The sequence below is a fragment of the Planosporangium spinosum genome (assembly GCF_049999945.1).
GTDB lineage: Bacteria > Actinomycetota > Actinomycetes > Mycobacteriales > Micromonosporaceae > Planosporangium > Planosporangium spinosum.
Window position 1 is genome coordinate 57,253 of the sequence record NZ_JBLYUB010000030.1, and the last position, 21,468, is coordinate 78,720.

Sequence of the window (21,468 nt, forward strand, 5' to 3'; positions counted from 1 at the left end):
CGGCGCGACGGCTGTCACCCGCGTACGGTGTCGTCGGTGAGCAGGTCGATGAGGAACGGCCGGTCGGTGGTGAGCATCCGGTCGACCGCCTCGGCCACCTGGTCGGGCTTGTCGACCCGCATCCCGTCAGCGCCGAAGGAACGGGCCAGGCCGACGAAGTCGACCTCCGGATGCGACAGGTCGAAGGAGCGCGGGAACGGGTGCACCGCGATGTCGCGCTCGGTCCAGTACTGCGCGATGTTCTCGTTGAGCAGCTCGTACCGGTGGTTGTTGCAGACCACGAACGACGCCGGCACGTCGTGCCGGACCGCGGTCCACAGTGCCTGGTAGGTGTAGAGGCTGCCGCCGTCCCCGCTGAAGCTGACCACCGTCCGGTCGGGGTGGGCGAGCTTCAGGCCGACCGCGCCCGGGATACCCACGCCCAGCGATCCGCCCCGGGTCAGGAAGTAGTGCCCCGGTCGGCTCGGCTGGAGATGCCGCACCACGTACGGCGAGGCGGTCAGCGCCTCGTCGAACACCATCAGGTCGTCCGGTGCGCGCCGGGCCAGCTCGGCCAGGAACGCGTCGATCAGGGTGTCCCCCGGCCGTGCCGCGGCGGCCCGTTCGGCCCGCCGTCGCGCGATCCGGGCCGCGGCCGCCGTGTCCTGTTCGGGGGTGCGCAGCCGGTCCAGCGTGTCGGCGAGCGCGGCCAGGGTGGGCTTCGGGTCGGCCACCAGTCCCAGGGTCACCGGATGGTTCTTGGCGATCTCGTACGCGTCGAGGTCGACGTGCACGATCCGCGCGTCCGGCCGGAACGGGCTGGTCAGATCGGGGAAGACCTCGGGGAACAGGTACGTGCCGACGATCAGCACGGTGTCCGCGTCGGCCACCGCGGCCCGGCTCACCGGGCCGAACATGTGCCCCAGCGCGCCACGGGCCAGCGGGTGCCCGGCCGGCAGGTGCGCCTCGGACGAGTCGGCGAACCAGACGTCCGCGCCGAGCTTCTCGGCCACCCGGGCCAACTCCGGCTCGGCGCCGGCCACCGACACCCCGTCGCCGACCAGCACCACCGGCCGCTGCGCCGGGGCGAGCAGCGCGCCCGCCCGCGCCACCAGGTCGGGCGCCGGCACGACCCGGGTGTCCGGCACCACCGTGGGTACGGCCGGCTCGTCGTTGAGCGCGTCGAGCACGTCCATCGGCAGCGCGACGAAGACCGGGCCACGCGGCGGCGTCATAGCGATCTTGATGGCCCGGCGCAGCACCCGCAGCAGGGACCGGTGGTCGACCACCCGGGTCGCCCACTTGGTCACCGGGCGGGCCATCGACACCAGGTCGGCGGCCATCTGCGCGTCCATCGCGTCGTACGCGACGCCCGCCTCGCCGGCGATGACGACCAGCGGCGTGTGCCCGCGCCTGGACTGGTACATCATGCCGATGCCGTTGCCCAGTCCCACGCCGCTGTGCAGTTGCAGCACGGCCGGCCCGCGGGTCGCCCGGGCGTACCCGTCGGCGATTCCGGCCGCCACGGTCTCCTGCAGCGTCAGGATGTAGTGGAAATCGGGGAACCGCTCCAACGCGTCGAGAAATCCCTGCTCGACGGTTCCCGGATTGCCGAACATGTACCTGATGCCGTCGGCGAGAAATTGCTCGATGATTGCTTCTTTACCGGCCCTGGCCACGACGTACCCTTTCTCACCAGCCGTAGCGGCGAAGTCCGTCTTCCAGCATCGCGACCATTTTCTCGCCGGTCCGGAACGAATCCAGCGTCGATCGTCCGGTGACGAACGGGTAGTCGACGATGACCGAGATCTCCCGGCCGAAGTTGCCGTGGTAGGCACCGTCCGGGCCGGTCGCGTCGCGCAGGATGTACTCCAGTGGGTACGGCGGCGGGCCCATGTTGAAATCGGTGTTGAGGAACCCGGTGCCGTCCTTGTAGTCGTATTCCTTGCAGTGCCCGGTGACGTGCCTGCCCCACAGGATGCTGCGCCGGTACTCCCAGTCGCGGGCGAACGCGAGGCAGGCGACCCCGTAGCATTCCGCGCCGATCACCTTGTCGCTGCGAAGGAAGGCCAGGATCAGGTCGTGCACCCGGCCGTTGTTGGCCAGGTCGACGATCGGGCCGCTGCCGCCGACGACCAGGAGGGCGTCGTATTCGGCGATCTCGGCCTCGAGCTTCTCGCCGACCGCCCGGCTGTACGCCTCCAGCGTGCGCAGGTAGTCGTCGGCACTGGTGTACGGCCGGGTGGGCAGCCAGTCGGCGAGGCTGATCGGGCCGGCCAGCCGGTCGGACCCGTCCACCTCGCGGGCCAGCTTGGCCACCTCCTGGCTGACCACGCTGCGGCCCAGCGGCGGGTCGATGAAGTCGGGCTCCAGGCTCGGCGGCAGGGCCCGCGGGCGGCGGCCGTTGGGCGTCGCGAAGACGACCTCGTACCCCCGCTCGTCGAACGCGGTCAACGGCCCGACGAGTTCTTCACCCCAGTACCCGTATTCGGACAGCAGGACGAGGATTTTCTTTGTCACGGCGACTCCTCGGTTCGCAGAGGATTCGGCGACGATGGCTCCGTATGAGCCAGCGGCCGGCGCTTTCGGATACCGAATACTGCGGCCGGCACATCGGGGCAGTCAACGACCGGAAAAGGCACCCGCCGTACGCCACGGTATGCGCGGGCAATCTTCGTCAAGTCTCGGGCGCCAGCCCGCCGGATCGGATCACGGACCTCATCGACGGGCACGTCATCGCATGTGGACGATGCCGCCGTCGGCGCCGGCGGCGGCATATTTCTTCAGGTCGCGACCGGTACTTCGTCAGGTTCACGACAACACAGCCGGACAACGGGATATACCGCGCCGGAAAGCCATTACGGGACCCCATGAATCGCGCCCACCGTGCCAGAATCAGGGCATGAGCGAGGCACCCGCCGTCCACACCGAGCCGCCGCGGCCGGTGTCGCCCTTCGAACTCTTCTTCGACCTCGTCTTCGTGTTCTCGCTGACGCGGGTCACCGCCCTGATCCTCGAACACCCCGACGCCGCCGGGGCCTTCCGCGGCATGCTGGTGCTCGCCCTGCTGTGGTGGACCTGGGGTGCGTACGCCTGGCTCACCAACGCGGTGGAGACCACCACCGTCGCCTCGCGTGTGGTCGTCCTGGCCGCGATGGGCTCCATGCTGGTGGTGGCCATCGCGGTGCCACAGGCCAGCGGCCACAACGCGCTGGCGTTCGCGCTCGGGTACTTCGTGGTCCGCGTGCTGCACCTGGTGCTGTACGCGGTGGCCGGCGGGGCCAACCGGGCGGCCATCCTGCGCCTGGCACCGGGCAACCTGGCCGCCTCGGTCCTGCTCCTGATCGGCGTGTTCGTGCCGTCCGGCGTGCAGATCGCGCTGTGGTGCCTGGCCGTGGCCATCGACTACGGCACCCCGCTGATCACCGGGGTCGGCGGGTTCACCGTCCACGCCGGACACTTCTTCGAGCGGCACGGGCTGTTCATCATCATCGCGCTCGGCGAGTCGGTGGTCGCCGTCGGCGTCGGCGTGCTCCAGAGCCACGCGGCCATCACCCCGTTGCTCGCCGCGGCGATCATATTGGCGCTGGCCGCGGTGGGCGGGCTGTGGTGGGCGTACTTCGACTGGGAAGCCGGGCTCAACGAGCGCGAGCTGGTGCGCGCGGTCGGCCCCAGGCGGGCCCACCTGGCCCGGGACCTGTTCAGCTACCTGCACCTGCCGCTGGTCGCCGGCATCGCGCTGATCGCCGTGGGGCTCGAGGGCGTCATGGCGCACCCGCTGGAGCACCTGCACGGCGTCTATCCGGTCTGCCTCGGCGGCGGCGCGGCGGTGTTCCTGCTCGGCCTCAGCGCCGTCAGCACCCGCCGGGGCCACCGGCCGCGCGTCGACCACCTCGTCGGCGGGCTCGTCTGCCTGGGCCTGATCCCGGTTGCCTTCGTCCTGCCCGGGATGGTGGCACTGATCCTGCTCGACGCGGTCCTCATGGTGGTCGCGCTGGTCGACCGCTCGCGCGGCCGCGAGGCCGCCGGTACGCCCGCCGAGCGGGAGCCGGTCGCGCCGCACTGACGGCGTCGGTGGTGGCCTACCCGCGCCCCCGCCGACCGGCAGCGGCCGCCCGGCTCACCGCACGGCCGGGGACCGTCCGGCGGAGCTGCCGATCGGCCAGTTCCTTGCCACCAATCGGCAATTCGGGTCGCGATCCGGCCGTTGCGTCGTGACGGCTCGGGCTCCTATCGTGACGGACACAACACATCGATGCGCATCAACGCCTGCCCGCACTGTCGAAGCGATTCGATTAGCCTCGCCGGTCCTCGGACAACTGGCCAGCGGGCGCGGTGAAGCCGGTGGAGCGCGCGCCACCGGCCGGGTACCGCGCGCGCTCGTCCAGCGGCTGCCGGGCACGGCGTCGGCGCCCGGTACTCGCCGAAGGAGTCCTTCATGCGAAAGCTTCGCATCGTGGTATCCGCCCTGACAGCCGCCGTCCTGGTCCTGCTCAGCCCGACGGCCGCCCACGCCGCGACCTGGTCGACCTCCGACCAGTGGGGGTCCTGGTCCAACGGGGGCTACACGCTCTACAACAACATCTGGGGCAGCGGCGCCGGCCCGCAGACGATCTGGGCCAACTCGTACAGCAACTGGGGCGTGTGGGCCAACCACCCGAACACCGGCGGCGTGAAGTCGTACCCGAACGCGAGCAGGAACGTGAACAAGCGCCTGAGCGCGCTGGGCAGCGCGACGAGCAGCTTCAACGTCACGGTTCCCGGCAGCGGCGCGTACACGACCGCCTACGACGTCTGGTGCGACAACAACGCGTACGAAATCATGCTGTGGATGAACAAGCAGGGGGCCGTCGGTCCGCTGGGATCCTGGCAGGCGAGCGCGACGGTCGGCGGCCACAGCTGGAACGTGTACCGGGGCTCCAACGGGTCGAACGCGGTCTTCTCGTTCGTCCGCACCGGTAACACCAACTCCGGCTCCGTCGATATCAAAGCCGTCCTGAACTGGATCAGGAACCGTGGCTGGTTCGGCGATGTGACCCTGGGGAACGTCCAGTTCGGGTACGAGATCACCTCGTCCAGCGGCGGCATGAACTTCGTGACCAACAGCTACTCGGTGTCGGCCGGCTGACGTCGTGGTCCCCACTCCCCGCCGGCTCGCCGGCCAGCCGGCGCCTGCCCGGCGCACCGGCGGGGAGGCAGCCTCGACGGCTCGCGGGCCGCTGCCGTACCGACCGGTGGTCACCGCGTCGTCGCCCGCACGCTCCCGGTAGGACTCGTCGCCCGCGCGCTCCCGGTAGGGTGACGCGATGTTCGCCACCGAGGAACGCGACCGGATCCGCGCGCACCTCCTCGACCAGGCCAGGGCCGACCCCGCCGTCGTCGGGGCTGCGATCATCGGTTCGCACGCCGCCGACCGGAGCGACCGATGGTCGGACATCGACGTGACCTTCGCGATCGAGGGCGACCTCGATGCGGTTCTGGAGCGCTGGACCCGGCGGCTCTACGGCGACTTCGCCGCCCTGCACCATTGGGACCTGCGCGCGGGCGCCACGATCTACCGGGTGTTCCTGCTGCCCGGATGGCTCGAGGTCGACATCGCGTTCGCCCCGGCGGCCGAGTTCGGACCGCGCGGGCCGAACTGGCGCGCCGTCTTCGGCCGCCCCTCGAAGGTCGAGCCCGTCGCGCTGCCGAGGGGCGACCACCTGACCGGCCTGGCATGGCACCACGCCCTGCACGCGCGGGCGTGCATCGAAAGACGCAGGTGGTGGCAGGCGGAGTACTGGATCAGCGCGGTCCGCGACCAGGTGCTCGCGCTGGCGTGCCTACGCCTGGGCCACCCGACCGAGTACGCCAAGGGTGCGCACCTGCTGCCGGAACAGCTGACCGCGCCGCTCGAGGCGACACTGGTCCGGTCGCTGGACGAAGCCGAGCTGCGCCGTGCGTTGGCCGCCGCCGCGACCGTACTGGCGACGGAGTTGGCGTACACGGATCCGGCGCTGGCGACCCGGCTACGGCCGATGCTCGCCGAGCTGGGCGCGGCCGGGCACCCCACCGGCTGACGGCCATGCCGGTCGGCACGGGCGGGCGTCGACGACGTGGAGACGGTCTCCTACGGCTGCCCGATCGTCACCAGCACCTTGACGTGACGCGGATCGTCGGAGGCGCGGAAGGCGCCGCGGTTGGTGACCGCCCACGCGCTCCTACGTTGCGGCATGCCGGATCACCTCGCGCGACACCCCGACCACCGGATACGGCTCACGCTCGGGCTCCGGCGAGGTGTCCTGGCCGGTACCCGACATGACCGCCGTCACCCAGGGCAACCTCGCCGTCGCCTGGGGATTGAACCGGGTGCGAGTCGAAGGGCCGGACGGGAAGCCGGACGAGACCCGGTCGCGGGAACCCGAATATTCCGCCGCACCGATAACGGCTGGGCAATGATGCATCGTCACCTGTCGTACCCGTGCGATCCCCAGACCGGTGCCGCACGCACCGACCTGCAGCCCTGAACGGGCGGGGCTTTCCCGGCCCCGACCAATGAGCGGCGGTCGTCACCGTGCTTCGAGGTCGACCCGGTACGTGCCCCGCAGCGCCTGGCAAAAGTTGATCTGTCATCAACTCGTCATGTTTTCGAGGGTCCGCCGCCACATGCCTGATCGAGGTTGGTATTCCGGGAAGGACGCGGAGCGGGGAGAAGACCGATGGGCATATCGATGCGGGGTCCGACGATGGAATTCGGCAACGGACCTACCGTCGTCGTCACCGTAGAAGGGGAACTGGACGCGGTGGCGGCACGCGCTCTGGCCGTGTTGCTGGACTGCGCCATCGAACAGCGGCCGCAAAACCTCGTGATCGACCTGTCCGACTACCCCTCGGTCGATGTCTCCGTGATCGGGCTACTTGTCGACTCGCATCGCCGAGCCTGGCAGGCGGGTTGCCTCATCGCCGTGCGGTGCCCGTCGCCACGGGTGCGCCACATCCTGGAAGGCGTCCACTGGGATCACCCGCTGGACATCACGCCCCTGGCTGCGCCCCAGCCGGGACCCGACGCGCAAGCCGCCACCGGACGCGCCGCTGTGGCGGCCGTACAGCAATAGGTCAAGCACATGACCATTACTGGAGGTCGGATGTCCGGTCAGCAGTTGTGCACGGGCCGAACGGCGCAGATGACCCGCCGCCACGAGGACCGGTGATCCGGATGGGCGAGCAGTACGACCTGGTGGTGGTGGCCAACCGACTGCCGGTCGACCGCGGCAGCGCCACCGATGGCACCGGCGGCTGGCGGCCCAGCCCGGGCGGTCTGGTCACCGCGCTACGGCCGGTGGTCGCTGCCCGGCGCGGCGCCTGGGTCGGATGGGACGGTGACACCGAGACCGCCCCGCAGCCGTTCACGATCGACGGGATGCGGCTGTGCCCGATCGGACTCAGCGCCGACGAGGTCGTCCAGTACTACGACGGCCAGTCCAACGCCACGATCTGGCCGCTCTACCACGACGCGGTCGAACATCCGGTGTTCCAGCGCGAGTGGCGCGCGGCGTACCGGGCGGTCAACGAACGATTCGCCCGGGCCGCCGCGGACCTCGCCACGCCCGGTGCCACGGTATGGGTACACGACTACCAGTTGCAGCTGGTACCGGGCATGCTGCGGGCGATGCGGCCAGATCTGCGGATCGGATTCTTCCTGCACATCCCGTTCCCGCCGGTCGAGCTGTTCATGCGGATGCCGATGCGCACCGAAATCATGCGCGGCCTGCTCGGCGCCGACCTGGTCGGCTTCCAGCGCCCCGGCGGTGCCCGTAACTTCCTGTGGCTGGCACGCCAGCTACTCGGCCTGCGGCCGGCCGGAGACCGCGTCGAGTACGAGGGGCGGACCGTGTCGGCCGGCGCTTTCCCGATCTCCATCGACGTCGGCGAGATTGAAGCCCTCGCCGCCGACCCGGAGGTACAGACCCGCGCCAAGGAGATCCGCGCGGAGCTGGGCGCCCCTGACACGGTCCTGCTCGGGGTGGACCGGCTCGACTACACCAAAGGCATCGAGCACCGGCTGGCCGCCTTCGGTGAGCTGCTGGACGGCGGCCAGCTCAGCAGCCCGGGATCGGTGCTGGTACAGGTCGCCACCCCCAGCCGCGAACGCGTCGCGCACTACCGCGACCTGAGGGAGCGCGTCAACGGCCTGGTCGGACGCATCAACGGCGACCACGGCCAGGTCGGCCAGCCCGCCGTGCACTATCTCTACCAGTCCCTGTCTCGCCGGGAGCTCGTAGCGCTCTACCTGGCCGCCGACGTCATGGTGGTGACCCCGCTGCGGGATGGCATGAACCTCGTCGCCAAGGAGTACGTCGCCGCGCGGCTGGCCGGCGACGGCGCGCTCGTACTGAGCGAGTTCACCGGCGCCGCCGCCGAGCTGCCCCAGGCGTACCTGGTCAACCCCTACGACGTCGACGCGCTGCGGGACACCTTGATCCGCGCGGTACGCACCGACCCCGGAGAGCACGCCCGGCGCATCCGCGCCATGCGCCGCCACCTGCACACTCACGGCGTCGACCGGTGGGCCGACAGCTTTCTCACCGCCCTGGACCGCAGCCGATAACCTCGCCCGCGCGGGCGGGCCGGCCGCCCGCGGAATCGCGGATGGCCGGCCCGCCCCCAGAATCGCGGATGGCCGGCCCGCCCAAGAATCACGTGCAAGCCGGCCGCATCCGCACAGGGGGCCGTGGGTGACCCGGACAGCAGGCCGATGCCGTCGCCACCGCAGCCCTGCTTGTCGCGAGCGAACATGTGCTCACCCGATGAAACCCTGCTGCCTCATCCAGTCCGCGGCGACCTTGGAGGGCAGCTCACCCTTGACGTCGACCTCCTCGTTGAGCCTACGCAACGTGGCGTCGTCGAGCTTGGCCGCGACCGGGTCGAGCAGCTTCACCAGGCTGGGGTACTCAGCAGCCGTCTTGCCGTTCAGGGTGAGCGCGGGGTTGTAGATGGGAAAGAACGTCCTGTCGTCGGAGAGCGGCACCAGCTTGAGGTTGTTGATCCGACCGTCGGTGGTGAAAACCTCACCGAAGTTGCAGGCCGTGCCCTTCTTCGTCTCCGTGTAAACGACCCCGGTGTCGACGATCTTGACGTTGGCGGGCGGCACGGACATGCCGTACGCCTTCGTCAGGCCGGGCCAGCCATCGTTGCGGCTGGCGAACTCACTCTCCAGGCAGAAGGTGGCCTCGGTCGGGTGGCTCCCCGCGAACGCGGCCAGGTCGGACAGCGTCGTGAGGTTCCATTCACGGGCCTTGTCCTCGCGTACGGCCAGCGCGTAGGTGTTGTTGGCCGGCGCCGGGGCCGACCAGACCACCTTGTTCTTCTCCCAGTCCTCCTTGACCACCGCTTCGTACTGGCGTTTCGAGTCGGGGACGGGGTCGGTGTGGTTGAGGTAGGTGATCCAGGCGGTGCCGGTGTACTCCCACGACGCGTCGATCGAGCCGGCGACCAGGGCCTTGCGGGAGTTCACCGAGCCCTTGATGTTGATGCGATTGTCGACGTTCGCGCCGGCCGCCTTCAGAGCGATCATCGTCAGGTGACCAAGGAGGATGTTCTCGGTGAAGTCCTTCGAGCCGACCGCGATGGTCTTGCCGGCCAGCGCCGGGTCCTTCTTGATCGACCCGCGACCGACGGCCACCTCGGCAGCGTCGTTCTCGGTCGTCACCGTGCACCCGGCCGTCAGCGCCACGGCGATGGCCGCGAGGCCCGCCGCCAGTCGGGGAGCGAGTTTCCTAGCAAACATTGATGATTTCCTTACCCGGGCGGTCGGTCGGAGCAGCGGTCTCGGGGCGCTGTCAGTCGAGTCCGCGTGGCTGCAGCAGGTCCGAGATCAGGCCGCCGAGCCAGTCCAGTGTCAGCGCCAGCGCGGCGGTGAGCACCGCACCGGTGACCAGCACGGAGGTGCGCTGCAGCTTGATGCCGGTCAGGATCAGCTCACCGAGACCGCCGGCATTGATGAACGTGGCCAGCGTCGCCACGCCGACGGCGAGGACCAGCGCCGTGCGGATGCCGGCCATGATGACCGTCAGGGCCAGCGGTAGCTCGACCCGGACCAGAACGGCGAGCGGGGACATGCCGATGCCCTTGCCCGCCTGGATCAGTTGCCGGTCCACCTGGTTGATCCCGACGATCGTGTTCTGCAGCACCGGCAGCACGGCGTACGCGACGAGCCCGATCAGTGCCGTCGTGAACCCGATGCCCAGCCAGATGCTGAGCAGCACCAGCAGTCCGATCGCCGGGGTGGCCTGCCCGATGTTCGCCAAGCCGGTCGCGACCGGGGCGAGCCGGCGCAGCGCCGGACGGGTCAGCAGGACACCGGCGCCCACCGCGATGACCACCACGACAACGGTGGTGGCGGCGGTGAGTTGCAGGTGTTGGCCGAGTAACCGGAGAAGCGTGTCGCTGTTGAGGGAGCGCTGTTCGATGTCGTCCAACCGCTTGCCGTGCACCCACAGGTAGGTGGCCAGGAGCGCCGCCGCGATGACCACCGGCATGGCGGAGTGGCGGCGCAGCAGGGCCTGCCAGCGCGACGGCGCGGCGACCGCGGTCGGGCTGGCGGCGAGAATGCTCGATGTCATCGCGAACCCCGGATCCGGGCGGCAGCGGCATTCCGCCGCTGCCCGCCCACGAGGCCGGGCGTGCGGGCCGGTGCCTCGACGATGCCGCGGTCGCGGTCGCGCTCCGCCGCACGCATGTCGTTGATCGCGCGCATCAGGCACTCGATATCCACCACACCGCGGTACCGGCCGTCGTCGTCGACCACGACGATGGTGCCGCAGCCGGACCCCAGCATCGTGTCGAGCGCGTCGTGGAGGGTGGCCCGCGGCTCCACCACGGCGACGGGGATGCCCACCCCGTCCAGGCTGCTCTGGTCCGGCTCCAGGTCGCGCGGGCTGACCCACCGCAACGGACGACCCGTGCGGTCGACGGTGAGCACCGCCCAGGCCCCCGACTGGTCCAGCCGGCGCAGCACGGCGGTGGGCGACTCGTCGCGGTGCATCAGCTCGGCATCGTCCCACTCGACCGCGTCGACCCGCCGGAGGTTGAGCCGCTTGAGGGCGGCGCCGGCACCGATGAACCGGCCGACCGTCTTGTCGGCGGGGGCGGCCAGCAGCTGCTCCGGGGTGTCGAACTGGCGGATGCGCGAGCGTTCGCCGAGCACCGCGATCCGGGTACCCATCTTGATCGCCTCGTCGAAGTCGTGGGTGACGAACACGATCGTCTTCTGCAGCTTCTCCTGCAGTCGGAGGAACTCGTTCTGCAGCCGATCGCGGGTCAGCGGGTCGGTGGCGCCGAACGGCTCGTCCATCAGCATCACCGGAGGATCGGCGGCCAGGGCGCGGGCGACGCCGACGCGCTGCTGCTGTCCACCGGAGAGCTGGCGCGGCAGCCGGTTGCGGAACTGTCCCGGCTCCAGGCCGACCAGGTGCAGCAGTTCGTCGACCCGATCGTCGATGCGCCGCCGGTTCCAGCCCAGCATCTTGGGTACCAGCCCGACGTTGGTGGCCACGCTCATGTGCGGGAAGAGGCCGCCCTGCTGGATGACGTAACCGATGCGGCGGCGCAGTTCGGTGCCGTCGAGGGAGGTGACGTCGGCGCCGTCGACACAGATGCGACCACTGCTCGGCTCGATCAGCCTGTTGATCATTTTCATGGTCGTGGTCTTGCCGCAGCCCGACGGCCCCACCAGGACCACGATCTCGCCGCGGCGGATCTCCATCGAGACGTTGTCCACCGCGGGCACCTTCTGCCCCCGGTACGTCTTGCTCACGTTCTCCAGGCTGATCATCACGTCATCAGTCATCGCTGACCTCCTTGGCTGGTAGAAAGGACCGCGACCGGCCCGGCCGCGTCCCCACTGACGGCCGGCCGTGGTCGACCCCGCCGACCCGACGCTGACGACCGACGCAGGCGCCCCGGACGGGTCAGCGCACCGAGCAGGGCGAGACACCCGTCGATCGTGAGCGCCAGCACGACCACGCCGACGGTGCCCACGAGGGCCTTGTTGAGCGAGTTGACCCCGCCGAGATTGGCCAGGCCGGAGAAGATCTGGTTGCCGAGACCGGGACCGCCCACGTACGCGGCGATCGCGGCGATCCCCACCGTCATCTGCGTGGAGACCCGGATCCCGGTCAGGATCACCGGCCAGGCCAGCGGCAACTCCACCGTGACCAGCGACCGCAGTCGGCTCATGCCGATGCCCCGGGCAGCCTCGGCCAGCGCCGGGTCGATCCCGGTCAGACCGACAACCGTGTTGCGGATGACGGGCAGCAACGCGTACAGGCTCAGCGCCACCAGCGCGGGCAGATAGCCCAGCCCCAACGGGGCGATCATCAGACCGAGCAACGCGAACGACGGAATGGTCAGGATCGCCGCGGCGATCGCGGTCGCGATCGCCCGCGCCCGCCGATGACGGTGCGTGGCAACGCCGATCAGAACTCCGACGACCGTCGCGACCGCGACCGCCATCAGCACGATGTAGGCGTGCTCCAACGTCTGTGCGAGGAGCAGGTCGCGCCGGCTCTCCAGGTACTGAAGGAACGTCATCCGTGACTCCCGGTCGGGGCTGAGTGCGAGCGGGCAGATGGGCGTCCCGTCGGCTGGACGTGGGGCTCCGGTTCGGGCGGCAGCGCGGGCGCGATGTGCAGGACGTGACCCACCCGCGCGATTTCCAGCAGTCGCCGCACCCGCGGCGAGGGGTGCCGCAGGGTGAGCAGACCGCCCGCCCGCCAGACCCGGCGGTGCGCGTCGACGAGCACCTCGATGGCGGAGGCGTCGAGGAACGTGCAGTCGCTGAGGTCGATCACCAGCCGTTGCGGTCGCTGGGCGAGGGCGCGGTCGACCACCGCTCCGAGGCCCCGAACCGCGGCCACGTTGAGTGCTCCGTCGACGGTTACCACGATCACCGGTTCGCTGTCTGTCTCCGTCGCCGGATCCCGCGTCGGCCTGTCCATCGGACCGCCCCCTTCCGGTCATGTGGCGCTGTCCGACCACCAACCTCGATCAGGCATGTGGCAGCCCGTCCGCGAGATCATGACGAACTCATGAAAAATCACGCGTCACCCCGAAGTGGCCCGGCCGCGGTGGCACGGTGACCGGCGCCCGGAACCGTCGCCGCCGACGAATGTCCCCATGACCGCCGCCGATCCGGTTACCGCATCGCGCTGGCCGCGCTGGCCGGGGGCCTTCTCGCGAGTACCGTCTCTTTCTCCGCAGCGGGCACGGTGCCCGGCGGGCTCACATGCCTGCGATAAGGCTCGTGTAGTCGGCGACGGTGAGGGGGCCTTGCGTCAGCGAGCCGTCGGCGCGGGGAATACCGATGCGCTGCCCGTTCCTGGTAAACGACACGCCGTGGATATCGGGTCGGTTGTCGAGGGTGCAGACGACCTGGGCGAAGGCCAGGACGTCGTCGTTGCGGCCGGCTCCGGTAAGGCCGGATCCGATCTCGGCGATCGCCTCGCCATCGACCAGGCGCACTCCGGTGATGACGTTGGCGCCGGCGAGTGCGCTGCTGAAGCCGTCGTCTCGTTCGCTGTCGGTGGGCCCGGCCAGAAGATCGCGTACCAGGGTGTCGGCGGTCGGCTGGACATGTACCTGCCGTGATACGGCGACCAGCTTGGCGTCCTTGACCAGGAACAGCTTCTCCGACAGGGTTCCCGGCACGGCGGTGGTCGGCGCGGCGGACACCACGGCCTGGTACGGGCCGGGTGGCGGGGTGATCTCTCGGGCGGACTCCTCGGCGGGAACTCCGGCACAGCCAGCGAGGAGCGCGCCGACGAGCGTGGCAGTCAGCGTCGCGAGGGCACGGGTTCTCATGGTGTGTTCTCCGGTAGTTCGACACGGAACCGCGCTCCCCCGCCGGGACGATCGGTCACGAGAACCCGGCCGCCGTGCGCGGCGACGTGCTGGGCGACCAGCGCCAGACCGAGACCCGTTCCGTCGCTGTCACCGCGGGCGTGGGCCGGCCGGCCCCGGACGAACCGGTAGAAGATCGTTTCCTGGTCCTCCGGGGCGACACCGGGACCCTCGTCGTCGACCTCGAGGTACCGCACTCCAACGGCATGGCCGAACCGTACGGCCACCGCGCCGCCCCCGTGCCGGCTGGCGTTGTCGACAAGGTTGGCCAGAACCTGTTCGAAACGCCGCCGGTCGACCGGCCACGTGGGGTCCGCGCCGGCATCGACGCGAACGATCTCGGCCGGTACGCCGCGTGATCGGCAGACACCGCGGGCGAGCTCGGCGACGTCGACCTCGGTACGTTCCGGCGGCTGGTCACTGCGGGCGAGTTCGAGCAGGTCGGTGACGAGCGTCTGGAACCGGGCCACCTCGTCGGCGACCAGGCGCACCGCCGTGGCGGTGCGCTGGTCGAGGTGTGCCCGCCGCTTGTCCAGGACGCTGACGGCCGCGGCCAGGGTCTGCAGCGGGGAGCGCAGCTCGTGGCTGACATCGGCGGCGAACCTGCGGTCGCGCTCGAGCCGCCGGGACAACTGGTCGACCATCTGGTTGAACGACGAGGCCAGCCGGGCAAGTTCGGGTTCCGTTGCCGGGTCGAGCCGGGCCGTGAGGTCACCGTTGGTGATCTCCTGCGCCGCGACGGCGACCGAGGCGAGGGGGCGCAGCACGTACCGGGTGGCATACCATCCCGCCCCCGCAGCGGCGAACGCGGTGACCCCGGCGACGATGGTGAGCACCAGCGCCAGGACCTGGAGAGTCCTTTCGAGTTCCTGCAGCGAGTGCACCTCGTAGAACACCGTGGACCGCCCCAGCGGCACCGCCACCACCAGCGCGGGTTGCCCGTTCGCGCGCACCCGCTGCACTCCAGGGCTGCCGCTCTCGGCCAGCCGCTCCAGGCTCGCCGGTACCGACGAGGTGACACCCGCGTCGGCGTTACGGGCGTACCAGGTGCCATCCCGGCGCAGCACGGGACGCCGGATCGGCCCGGTGTCCAGCGAACGCAGCACGTCGACGATGTCGGGGCGGTCGGTGGCCAACCCCGCCTGCACGACCGTGGCGTCGAAGTAGGTGACCCGCACGGCGGTACGTTCCCGCTCGGCCAGCAGTGACCGGCGGGTCAGTTCGTACGACAGGACGGCTATCGAGGTGGACAGCAGCAGCGCCCCGGCGGCGAACCCCGCCATGAGACGTACGCGAAGACCGGGCCTCTTCATCGCTGCAGCTTGTAGCCCAGCCCGCGGACGGTGACCAGGTGCCGGGGAGCGGCGGGGTTGTCCTCGATCTTCTGCCGCAGCCGCCCCACGTGCACGTCGACGAGCCGTTCGTCGCCGACGCCGTACTCCCACACCCGCGCCAACAGTTGCTGGCGCGACAGCACCCGACCGGCATGGTCGGCCAACTCGCACAGCAACCGGAACTCGGTACGGGTCACCGCCACCGGCTGCCCGTGCAGCGTGACCTCGCCGGCCTCCGGCCGGATCTCCAGCTCACCGAAGACCAACGCGGATACCGGCGCGACCGCCGGACGGGCCCGTCGCCGTAGCGCCCGCAGCCGAGCCGACAGCTCCTTGACCGCGACCGGCTTGACCACGTAGTCGTCGGCTCCGGCCTCGAGCGCGGCCACGATGTCGTGCGTGTCGCTGCGGGCGCTGATCACGATGACCGGCACGTCGTCGGTGCGCCGCAGTTCCCGGATGCACTCAAACCCGTCGATGCCGGGCAGCATCAGGTCCACCAGGACGGTGTCGGCGGGATCCTTGCGCTGAGCAAGTAACCCTTCCTCGGCGGTCGACGCCTGCCGCACCGCGTACCCCTCGTCCTCGAGCGCGAGCGCCAGGGACAGTCGGATCCGGTCATCGTCCTCGATCACAAGTACCGCTGACATGCCAGCATCATCGCGGCACGCCGACCTGGGCGGATCCCGGGGGTCTCACCGCTGCGAACTTGGCCACCGTCGGCCAGATCCGACAGGGCGCCTCCCATCAGGCGGCCGAACCGACGGCGACGTGTTTGTCATTGAATCGTCATGAACTCGCGGAGCCGCCGCCACATCACTGATCAAGGTTGGTGTCGAGCCAGAGTCGGACAGCCGGTGGGAGGAGACCGATGGACGCGTCGACGCGGAGTCCGGCGACGGAGTCCGACAAGCCGCCGGCGGTGGAAGTATTCGTCAAAGGGGCACTCGACGCGGCCGCGGTTCGCAGTCTCGGTGTGGTACTCGACCGCGCGCTCGCGCAGCGACCGCAACGGCTGGTGATCGACCTCAGCGGGTGCCCGTTTCTCGACGCCTCGGGAATCGAGGTGCTCGTCGACGCGCACCGCCGGGTCTGGCGGGCGGGCGGTCTGCTCACCCTGCGGCACCCCGCGCCACGGGTACGGCGGCTGCTGGAGATCGCCCGGGTAGATCACGTTCTGCGGCTCGCACTCGCGCCGCCTCTCCAGCCGGACGCCGATGCCGACACCGCAACCGGACCGGCTACCGAGGCGGAGGTACCCGGCTCAGCGGGCCAACCACCGCCGCAGGCACAACCGCATCGACAACGGGGCTCCCGCGAACCGGTCCGTCCCGCCTCCGCGTAGCCGGACACCCCTCAGGCGTGGCGGCGCGCCGGCCCGCAGACCTGCGCCGGAAATCCGGCCATCACCGTCCTCGCCTCGTCAGACAAGAGAGTTCAGATCCTGATGCGACCCGCCCCACGATGCATGGACGCCCTCGACGATGCCCTACCGCCGTGTGATGACCGTCGACCGCCGCTGGGGCCGGACGCTTCAGTCCACACGCCGAGGATCGCATCGTGACCGCGCTGCCCACTTCGGACCGCCAGAGTCTCAACCTCATCTGCGACAAGTGCGGGCATCAGCTTGCCGGCATCAGCAGCACACTGCGGAACTGGGACGTGGTGTGGGCGCTCGTCACCAAGCACGGCTGGGCCGGCTCGCCCGCGGCGTTCGGTCCCCACTACTGCCCGGACTGCGCGGTCACGACGACGCCGACGGTCCCCCACGGCCCGGACGTGCCGGCGCCGAATCCCCAGTTCCTTTGGCACGCGTCGATACGGATGGCAGGTGACACCACCGTCGTCGAGTTGCATGGCAACCTCGACATACTGGTCGCCGACAACCTGCGCGAGGTGCTGGAGCAAGCCTGCGCCGACCGCCGCAACGTGGTGCTCGACCTCGCGGACGTGCGGCTGATCGACTCAACCGCGCTCGGTGAGCTCGTGCGCGCACACCAGACACTCAACGAAAAAGGGGGCAACCTCTGCCTGGCCGCCCCCTCCCCGTTCATCATCGCGGTGCTTGACGCCATGCCGCTGCGGCAGGGCTTTCCCACATTCGTCAGCAGCGAGCAGGCGGTGGACTGGATCGCGGTGGGCTGCCCCTAGCAGCACTGCCCGGAGAACCGGGAAATGGGGCGGTCGCTTCCACACCGACCGGACCCGTTCGGCGTAGTTTGGTCGTTTCCAGGGACAGATATTCGCTGGCTGACCCTGCGATGATCCTCGTGTGTTGTTGACGATCTCCACCACGCACTCCCCGGCTACCGACCTGGGTTTTCTGCTGGTCAAGCACCCCGACCGGGTGCAGTCGTTCGCGACGACCGGCGGGACGGCGTACGTCTGGTATCCGGAGGCCACTCCTGAGCGGTGCACGGTCGCACTGCTGCTGGACGTGGATCCGGTGGAGCTGGCGCGACCGTCGAAGGGGCAGAGGTCGAAGGGACAGAGATCGCCCGATAGCTTCTCGCTCGGACGCTACGTCAACGACCGCCCGTACGCCGCATCGAGCCTGTTGACCGTGGCGTTGGGCAAGGTGTTCCGTACCGCGATGAAGGGTGCGAGCAGGGACCGTCCCGAGTTGGTCGACCTCGCACTGCCGCTGGAGATCCGGGTTGCCGCGCTGCCGTGCCGCGGCGGGTCCGAGATCGTGGAGCGACTGTTCGCCCCGTTGGGCTGGACCGTGACAGCAGACCCGGTCCCGCTGGACCCCACCTTCCCGGACTGGGGCAGCTCGCGGTACGCGCAGCTGACGTTGACCGGCCGGCAGAAGCTCGCCGATGCGCTCAACCATCTGTACGTGCTGCTGCCCGTCCTCGATGACGCCAAGCACTACTGGGTGTCCGAGGACGAGGTGGACAAGCTGCTGCGCGCCGGCGAAGGCTGGCTGCACGACCATCCCGCCAAGGAACTGATCACGCGCCGGTATCTGGCCAATCGACGCTCCCTGGCCCAGAGCGCCCTCGAGCGGCTGCGGGCCGCCTCCGATGAGCTGGAGGCGATCGCCGCGCCAGCGGCGGTGGCGGAACAGCTGGCCGAGGTCGAGGCTGCCGAGCGGAGGAAACCCCTGGTCACGTTCCGGCACGAGGCGGTACTGGCGGCGCTCGCCGAGTCCGGCGCCACCCGGGTACTCGACCTGGGCTGCGGCTCGGGAACTCTGCTGCTGCGGCTGATGGCCGATCGACGCTACACCGAGATGGTCGGCGCGGACGTGTCGAGCGTGAACCTGCAGATCGCCGAGCGGCGGCTGAAGCTCGACCGGCTGCCCGAGCGGCAGCGGTCCCGGATCACGCTGATCCAGTCGGCGCTGACCTACCACGACGACCGGCTCACCGGCTACGACGCGGCGGTGCTGATGGAGGTCATCGAGCACGTCGATGAGGTGCGCCTGCCGGCGCTGGAGCGGGCGGTGTTCGGCCACGCCAGTCCGCAGACAGTGATCGTGACGACGCCGAACGTCGAGTACAACGTTCGCTACGACGGCCTGGCCAATGGACATCTGCGCCACGACGACCACCGGTTCGAGTGGACCCGGGCACAGTTCGCGGCATGGGCGGACCGGGTCGCCGAGGCGTACGGCTACGCCGTCGACCTCCGACCGGTCGGCGACAACGATCCCGAGGTCGGCTCCCCCACCCAGCTCGCGCTCTTCCGGAAGGCCATGGCGTGAACCTCGACATTCCCGAACTGTCTCTCATCGCCCTGGTAGGCATCTCCGGTTCCGGCAAGTCGACCTTCGCCCGCCGGCACTTCACACCGACCGAGGTGCTGTCCTCGGATGCGTTCCGGGCGATGGTCGCCGACGACGAGAACGACCAGTCCGCCTCCACGGACGCCTTCGAGGCGCTGCACCACGTCGCCGCCATCCGGTTGCGCGCCGGCCGGCGGGTGGTCGTGGATGCGACCAACGTGCAGAAGCATGCGCGCGCCGAGCTGGTGAAGCTCGCCCGCGGGCATGACGTCCTGCCCGTCGCGATCGTTCTCGACACCCCGGAACCGGTCGCCTGGGAACGCACCCAGGCAAGGGCCGACCGCGACTTCGGCCGGCAGGTCCTGCGCCGTCAGCAGCAGGATCTGCGCCGCGCACTCCGCGAGCTGGGACGCGAAGGGTTCCGCAAGGTCCACATCGTCACCGACCCCGACGACGTCACCATCACGTACGAGAAGGCCTGGAACGACAGGCGCGAGCTCACCGGGCCGTTCGACATCATCGGCGATGTCCACGGCTGCCGCTCCGAGCTGGAATCGCTGCTCACGACGCTCGGCTGGACACTGGAGCGCGACGAGCGGGGCCGTCCGGTCAACGCCACCCACCCCGAGGGCCGGTGCGCGGTCTTCGTCGGTGACCTCGTCGACCGCGGGCCGGACTCCCCCGGTGTGCTGCGCCTGGTCATGGGCATGACCGCCGCCGGCACGGCCCTGTGCGTGCCGGGAAACCACGAGCAGAAACTGCTCCGCAAGCTGCGCGGCCGCAAGGTCAGCGTCACCCACGGCCTGGCCGAGACCCTCGCCCAACTGGAGGCCGAGCCGCCGGAGTTCGTCGGGGCCGCCGCGGCGTGGATCGACGGCCTGGTCAGCCACCTGCGCCTCGACGGCGGCCGGCTGGTCGTGGCGCACGCCGGGCTCAAGGAGGAGTTCCACGGCCGGGCCTCCGGCCGGGTACGCGCCTTCTGCCTGTACGGGGAGACCACCGGCGAGACCGACGAGTACGGCCTGCCGGTGCGCTACCCGTGGGCCAACGACTACCGGGGCCAGGCGCTGGTCGTCTACGGTCACGTGCCGAACCCGAAGCCCGAATGGGTCAACAACACGATCTGTCTCGACACCGGGTGCGTGTTCGGCGGCCAGCTCACCGCGCTGCGGTACCCGGAGAAGACCCTGGTGTCGGTGCCGGCCGAGAAGATGCACTACGAGCCGGTCAAGCCGCTGGTCGACGCGGTCCCGACGCGCGATGGCACGACGCTCAACCTGGCCGACGTCACCGGCCGGCGCCACATCCGCACCGATTACGGCACCGTCATGGTCGACGCCGAGAACGCCGCGGCCGCGCTGGAGGTGATGAGCCGGTTCGCGGTCGACCCGCGCTACCTGCTGTGGCTGCCGCCGACGATGTCCCCGCCGTCCACCTCTACTCTGGACGGCTACCTGGAACACCCGGGCGAGGCGTTCGCCGACTACCGGTCCGCCGGCGTCGACCGGGTGGTGTGCGAGGAGAAGCACATGGGCTCCCGGGCCGTCGTACTCGTCTGCCGGGACGCGGCGAGCGCGGCCACCCGGTTCGGGGTGGACGACGACTCATCCGGCGCGATCTACACCCGCACCGGCCGGCCGTTCTTCACCGACTCTGCCCTGACCGAGGCCCTGCTGGCCCGCGTCCGCGCCGCAGCGGGTCCACTGTTCGACGAGCTGGCCACCGACTGGCTGCTGCTGGACTGTGAGCTGCTGCCATGGTCGGCGAAGGCCGGCACCCTCATCAAGGGCCAGTACGCCACCGTCGGCGCCGCGGCCCGCGCCGCCCTGCCGTCGGCGCTGAGCACGCTCGACGCGGGAATCGACCGCGGGCTCGACCTCGCCGACCTGCGGACGCACATGGCCGCGCGGGCGGCCAATGCCGAGGCGTTCACGCACGCCTACCGACGCTACTGCTGGCCGGTCGACGGACTGGACGGCATCCAGCTCGCGCCGTTCATGGTCCTGGCGTCCGAAGGCGCGTCCCACGCCGCACGTGACCACGGCTGGCACCTTTCACTGTGCGACCGGCTCGTCGCCGGCGACCCCGCACTGCTGCGGACCACCGGCCGGCGCGTCGTCGACCTGGGCGACGAGGCGTCGGTCAAAGAGGCCACCGACTGGTGGCTGGAGCTGACCGGCAGCGGCGGCGAGGGAATGGTCATCAAGCCCTACGGCGGGCTGCTGCACCGCGCGAACGGGAAGCTGGTCCAACCGGGCATCAAGTGCCGGGGGCGGGAGTACCTGCGCATCATCTACGGCCCCGACTACACCGAACCGCGTCACCTCGAACGCCTCCGCGACCGGGGCCTGAATCGGAAGCGCGGTCTCGCCCTGCGCGAGCACGGCCTGGGGTTGGCGGCGCTGGACGCGGTGGCTGCCGGTGAGCCGCTGTGGCGGATCCACGAACTGGTGTTCGCTGTCCTGGCCCTGGAGTCCGAACCCACCGACCCGAGGCTGTGATGAGCAGAGCATCCCGCAGGGCATCGAATATCCGGTTTCGCCG

At 70.1% G+C, this 21,468-nt stretch carries 20 protein-coding genes; 10 read left to right on the forward strand and 10 right to left on the reverse strand.

Annotation, left to right across the window (positions count from 1 at the left end):
• Positions 1–14: 14 nt before the first annotated feature.
• Together ACNTMW_RS29025 and ACNTMW_RS29030 are read right to left on the reverse strand one after the other, a co-directional pair.
• Complete coding sequence (locus ACNTMW_RS29025) at positions 15–1,658, reverse strand: thiamine pyrophosphate-binding protein (protein ID WP_426637089.1); 1,644 nt, start codon at positions 1,656–1,658, stop codon at positions 15–17.
• A 13-nt stretch (positions 1,659–1,671) separates the two neighbouring features.
• Entirely contained in the window at positions 1,672–2,499 is an 828-nt protein-coding gene (locus tag ACNTMW_RS29030; protein WP_426637090.1) for a type 1 glutamine amidotransferase domain-containing protein, read from the reverse strand.
• Between the two features lie 382 nt (positions 2,500–2,881).
• Between ACNTMW_RS29030 and ACNTMW_RS29035 the strand changes: the two genes are divergently transcribed.
• The 6 genes from ACNTMW_RS29035 to ACNTMW_RS29060 all read left to right on the forward strand — a co-directional run bounded on the left by ACNTMW_RS29035 (position 2,882) and on the right by ACNTMW_RS29060 (position 8,566).
• On the forward strand, positions 2,882–4,045 hold the full coding sequence (locus ACNTMW_RS29035) for a low temperature requirement protein A (protein ID WP_426637091.1): 1,164 nt from the start codon (positions 2,882–2,884) through the stop codon (positions 4,043–4,045).
• Between the two features lie 372 nt (positions 4,046–4,417).
• Positions 4,418–5,107, forward strand: coding sequence for a glycoside hydrolase family 12 protein (locus tag ACNTMW_RS29040; RefSeq protein WP_426637092.1), 690 nt, complete (start codon positions 4,418–4,420; stop codon positions 5,105–5,107).
• Between the two features lie 178 nt (positions 5,108–5,285).
• The gene (locus tag ACNTMW_RS29045; RefSeq protein ID WP_426637093.1) at positions 5,286–6,038 is read left to right on the forward strand and encodes a hypothetical protein; all 753 of its coding nucleotides are present in this window, start codon (positions 5,286–5,288) and stop codon (positions 6,036–6,038) included.
• 153 nt (positions 6,039–6,191) lie between these two features.
• Positions 6,192–6,485, forward strand: coding sequence for a nuclear transport factor 2 family protein (locus tag ACNTMW_RS29050; RefSeq protein ID WP_426637094.1), 294 nt, complete (start codon positions 6,192–6,194; stop codon positions 6,483–6,485).
• A gap of 219 nt (positions 6,486–6,704) precedes the next feature.
• A complete protein-coding gene (locus ACNTMW_RS29055; RefSeq protein WP_426637095.1) occupies positions 6,705–7,073 on the forward strand; it encodes an STAS domain-containing protein in 369 nt (122 codons plus the stop codon).
• Between the two features lie 101 nt (positions 7,074–7,174).
• Positions 7,175–8,566, forward strand: a complete 1,392-nt coding sequence (locus tag ACNTMW_RS29060; RefSeq protein ID WP_426637096.1) for an alpha,alpha-trehalose-phosphate synthase (UDP-forming) — start codon at positions 7,175–7,177, stop codon at positions 8,564–8,566.
• 192 nt (positions 8,567–8,758) lie between these two features.
• On the opposite strand, the gene ACNTMW_RS29065 is transcribed toward ACNTMW_RS29060, so the two are convergent.
• From ACNTMW_RS29065 to ACNTMW_RS29100, 8 genes are all read right to left on the reverse strand, one after another.
• Positions 8,759–9,745: a glycine betaine ABC transporter substrate-binding protein gene (locus ACNTMW_RS29065; RefSeq protein ID WP_426637097.1), complete on the reverse strand. Its 987-nt coding sequence runs from the start codon at positions 9,743–9,745 to the stop codon at positions 8,759–8,761.
• Positions 9,746–9,797: 52 nt separating this feature from the next.
• Positions 9,798–10,580 (reverse strand): ABC transporter permease, encoded by a 783-nt coding sequence (locus ACNTMW_RS29070; RefSeq protein WP_426637099.1) that lies wholly within the window; start codon positions 10,578–10,580, stop codon positions 9,798–9,800.
• Positions 10,577–11,806 (reverse strand): ATP-binding cassette domain-containing protein, encoded by a 1,230-nt coding sequence (locus tag ACNTMW_RS29075; RefSeq protein ID WP_426637100.1) that lies wholly within the window; start codon positions 11,804–11,806, stop codon positions 10,577–10,579. The genes ACNTMW_RS29070 and ACNTMW_RS29075 overlap by 4 nt, the downstream gene beginning before the upstream one ends.
• Entirely contained in the window at positions 11,803–12,549 is a 747-nt protein-coding gene (locus ACNTMW_RS29080) for an ABC transporter permease (RefSeq protein WP_426637101.1), read from the reverse strand. The genes ACNTMW_RS29075 and ACNTMW_RS29080 overlap by 4 nt, the downstream gene beginning before the upstream one ends.
• Positions 12,546–12,956, reverse strand: coding sequence for an STAS domain-containing protein (locus ACNTMW_RS29085; protein WP_426637102.1), 411 nt, complete (start codon positions 12,954–12,956; stop codon positions 12,546–12,548). Before ACNTMW_RS29085 ends, ACNTMW_RS29080 begins: the two co-directional genes overlap by 4 nt.
• A gap of 283 nt (positions 12,957–13,239) precedes the next feature.
• The gene (locus ACNTMW_RS29090) at positions 13,240–13,818 is read right to left on the reverse strand and encodes a GerMN domain-containing protein (protein ID WP_426637103.1); all 579 of its coding nucleotides are present in this window, start codon (positions 13,816–13,818) and stop codon (positions 13,240–13,242) included.
• Positions 13,815–15,170, reverse strand: coding sequence for a sensor histidine kinase (locus tag ACNTMW_RS29095; RefSeq protein WP_426637104.1), 1,356 nt, complete (start codon positions 15,168–15,170; stop codon positions 13,815–13,817). Before ACNTMW_RS29095 ends, ACNTMW_RS29090 begins: the two co-directional genes overlap by 4 nt.
• Complete coding sequence (locus tag ACNTMW_RS29100) at positions 15,167–15,841, reverse strand: response regulator transcription factor (protein WP_426637105.1); 675 nt, start codon at positions 15,839–15,841, stop codon at positions 15,167–15,169. The genes ACNTMW_RS29095 and ACNTMW_RS29100 overlap by 4 nt, the downstream gene beginning before the upstream one ends.
• 221 nt (positions 15,842–16,062) lie before the next feature.
• Here ACNTMW_RS29100 and ACNTMW_RS29105 point away from each other — a divergent pair, with 221 nt between their 5' ends.
• The 4 genes from ACNTMW_RS29105 (at position 16,063) to ACNTMW_RS29120 (ending at position 21,425) form a co-directional block, all read left to right on the forward strand.
• A complete protein-coding gene (locus ACNTMW_RS29105) occupies positions 16,063–16,536 on the forward strand; it encodes an STAS domain-containing protein (RefSeq protein ID WP_426637106.1) in 474 nt (157 codons plus the stop codon).
• 215 nt (positions 16,537–16,751) lie between these two features.
• Positions 16,752–17,342: an STAS domain-containing protein gene (locus tag ACNTMW_RS29110; RefSeq protein ID WP_426637107.1), complete on the forward strand. Its 591-nt coding sequence runs from the start codon at positions 16,752–16,754 to the stop codon at positions 17,340–17,342.
• Positions 17,343–17,463: 121 nt separating this feature from the next.
• Positions 17,464–18,903 (forward strand): 3' terminal RNA ribose 2'-O-methyltransferase Hen1, encoded by a 1,440-nt coding sequence (locus ACNTMW_RS29115; RefSeq protein ID WP_426637108.1) that lies wholly within the window; start codon positions 17,464–17,466, stop codon positions 18,901–18,903.
• Entirely contained in the window at positions 18,900–21,425 is a 2,526-nt protein-coding gene (locus ACNTMW_RS29120) for a polynucleotide kinase-phosphatase (protein ID WP_426637109.1), read from the forward strand. The genes ACNTMW_RS29115 and ACNTMW_RS29120 overlap by 4 nt, the downstream gene beginning before the upstream one ends.
• Positions 21,426–21,468 lie beyond the last annotated feature (43 nt).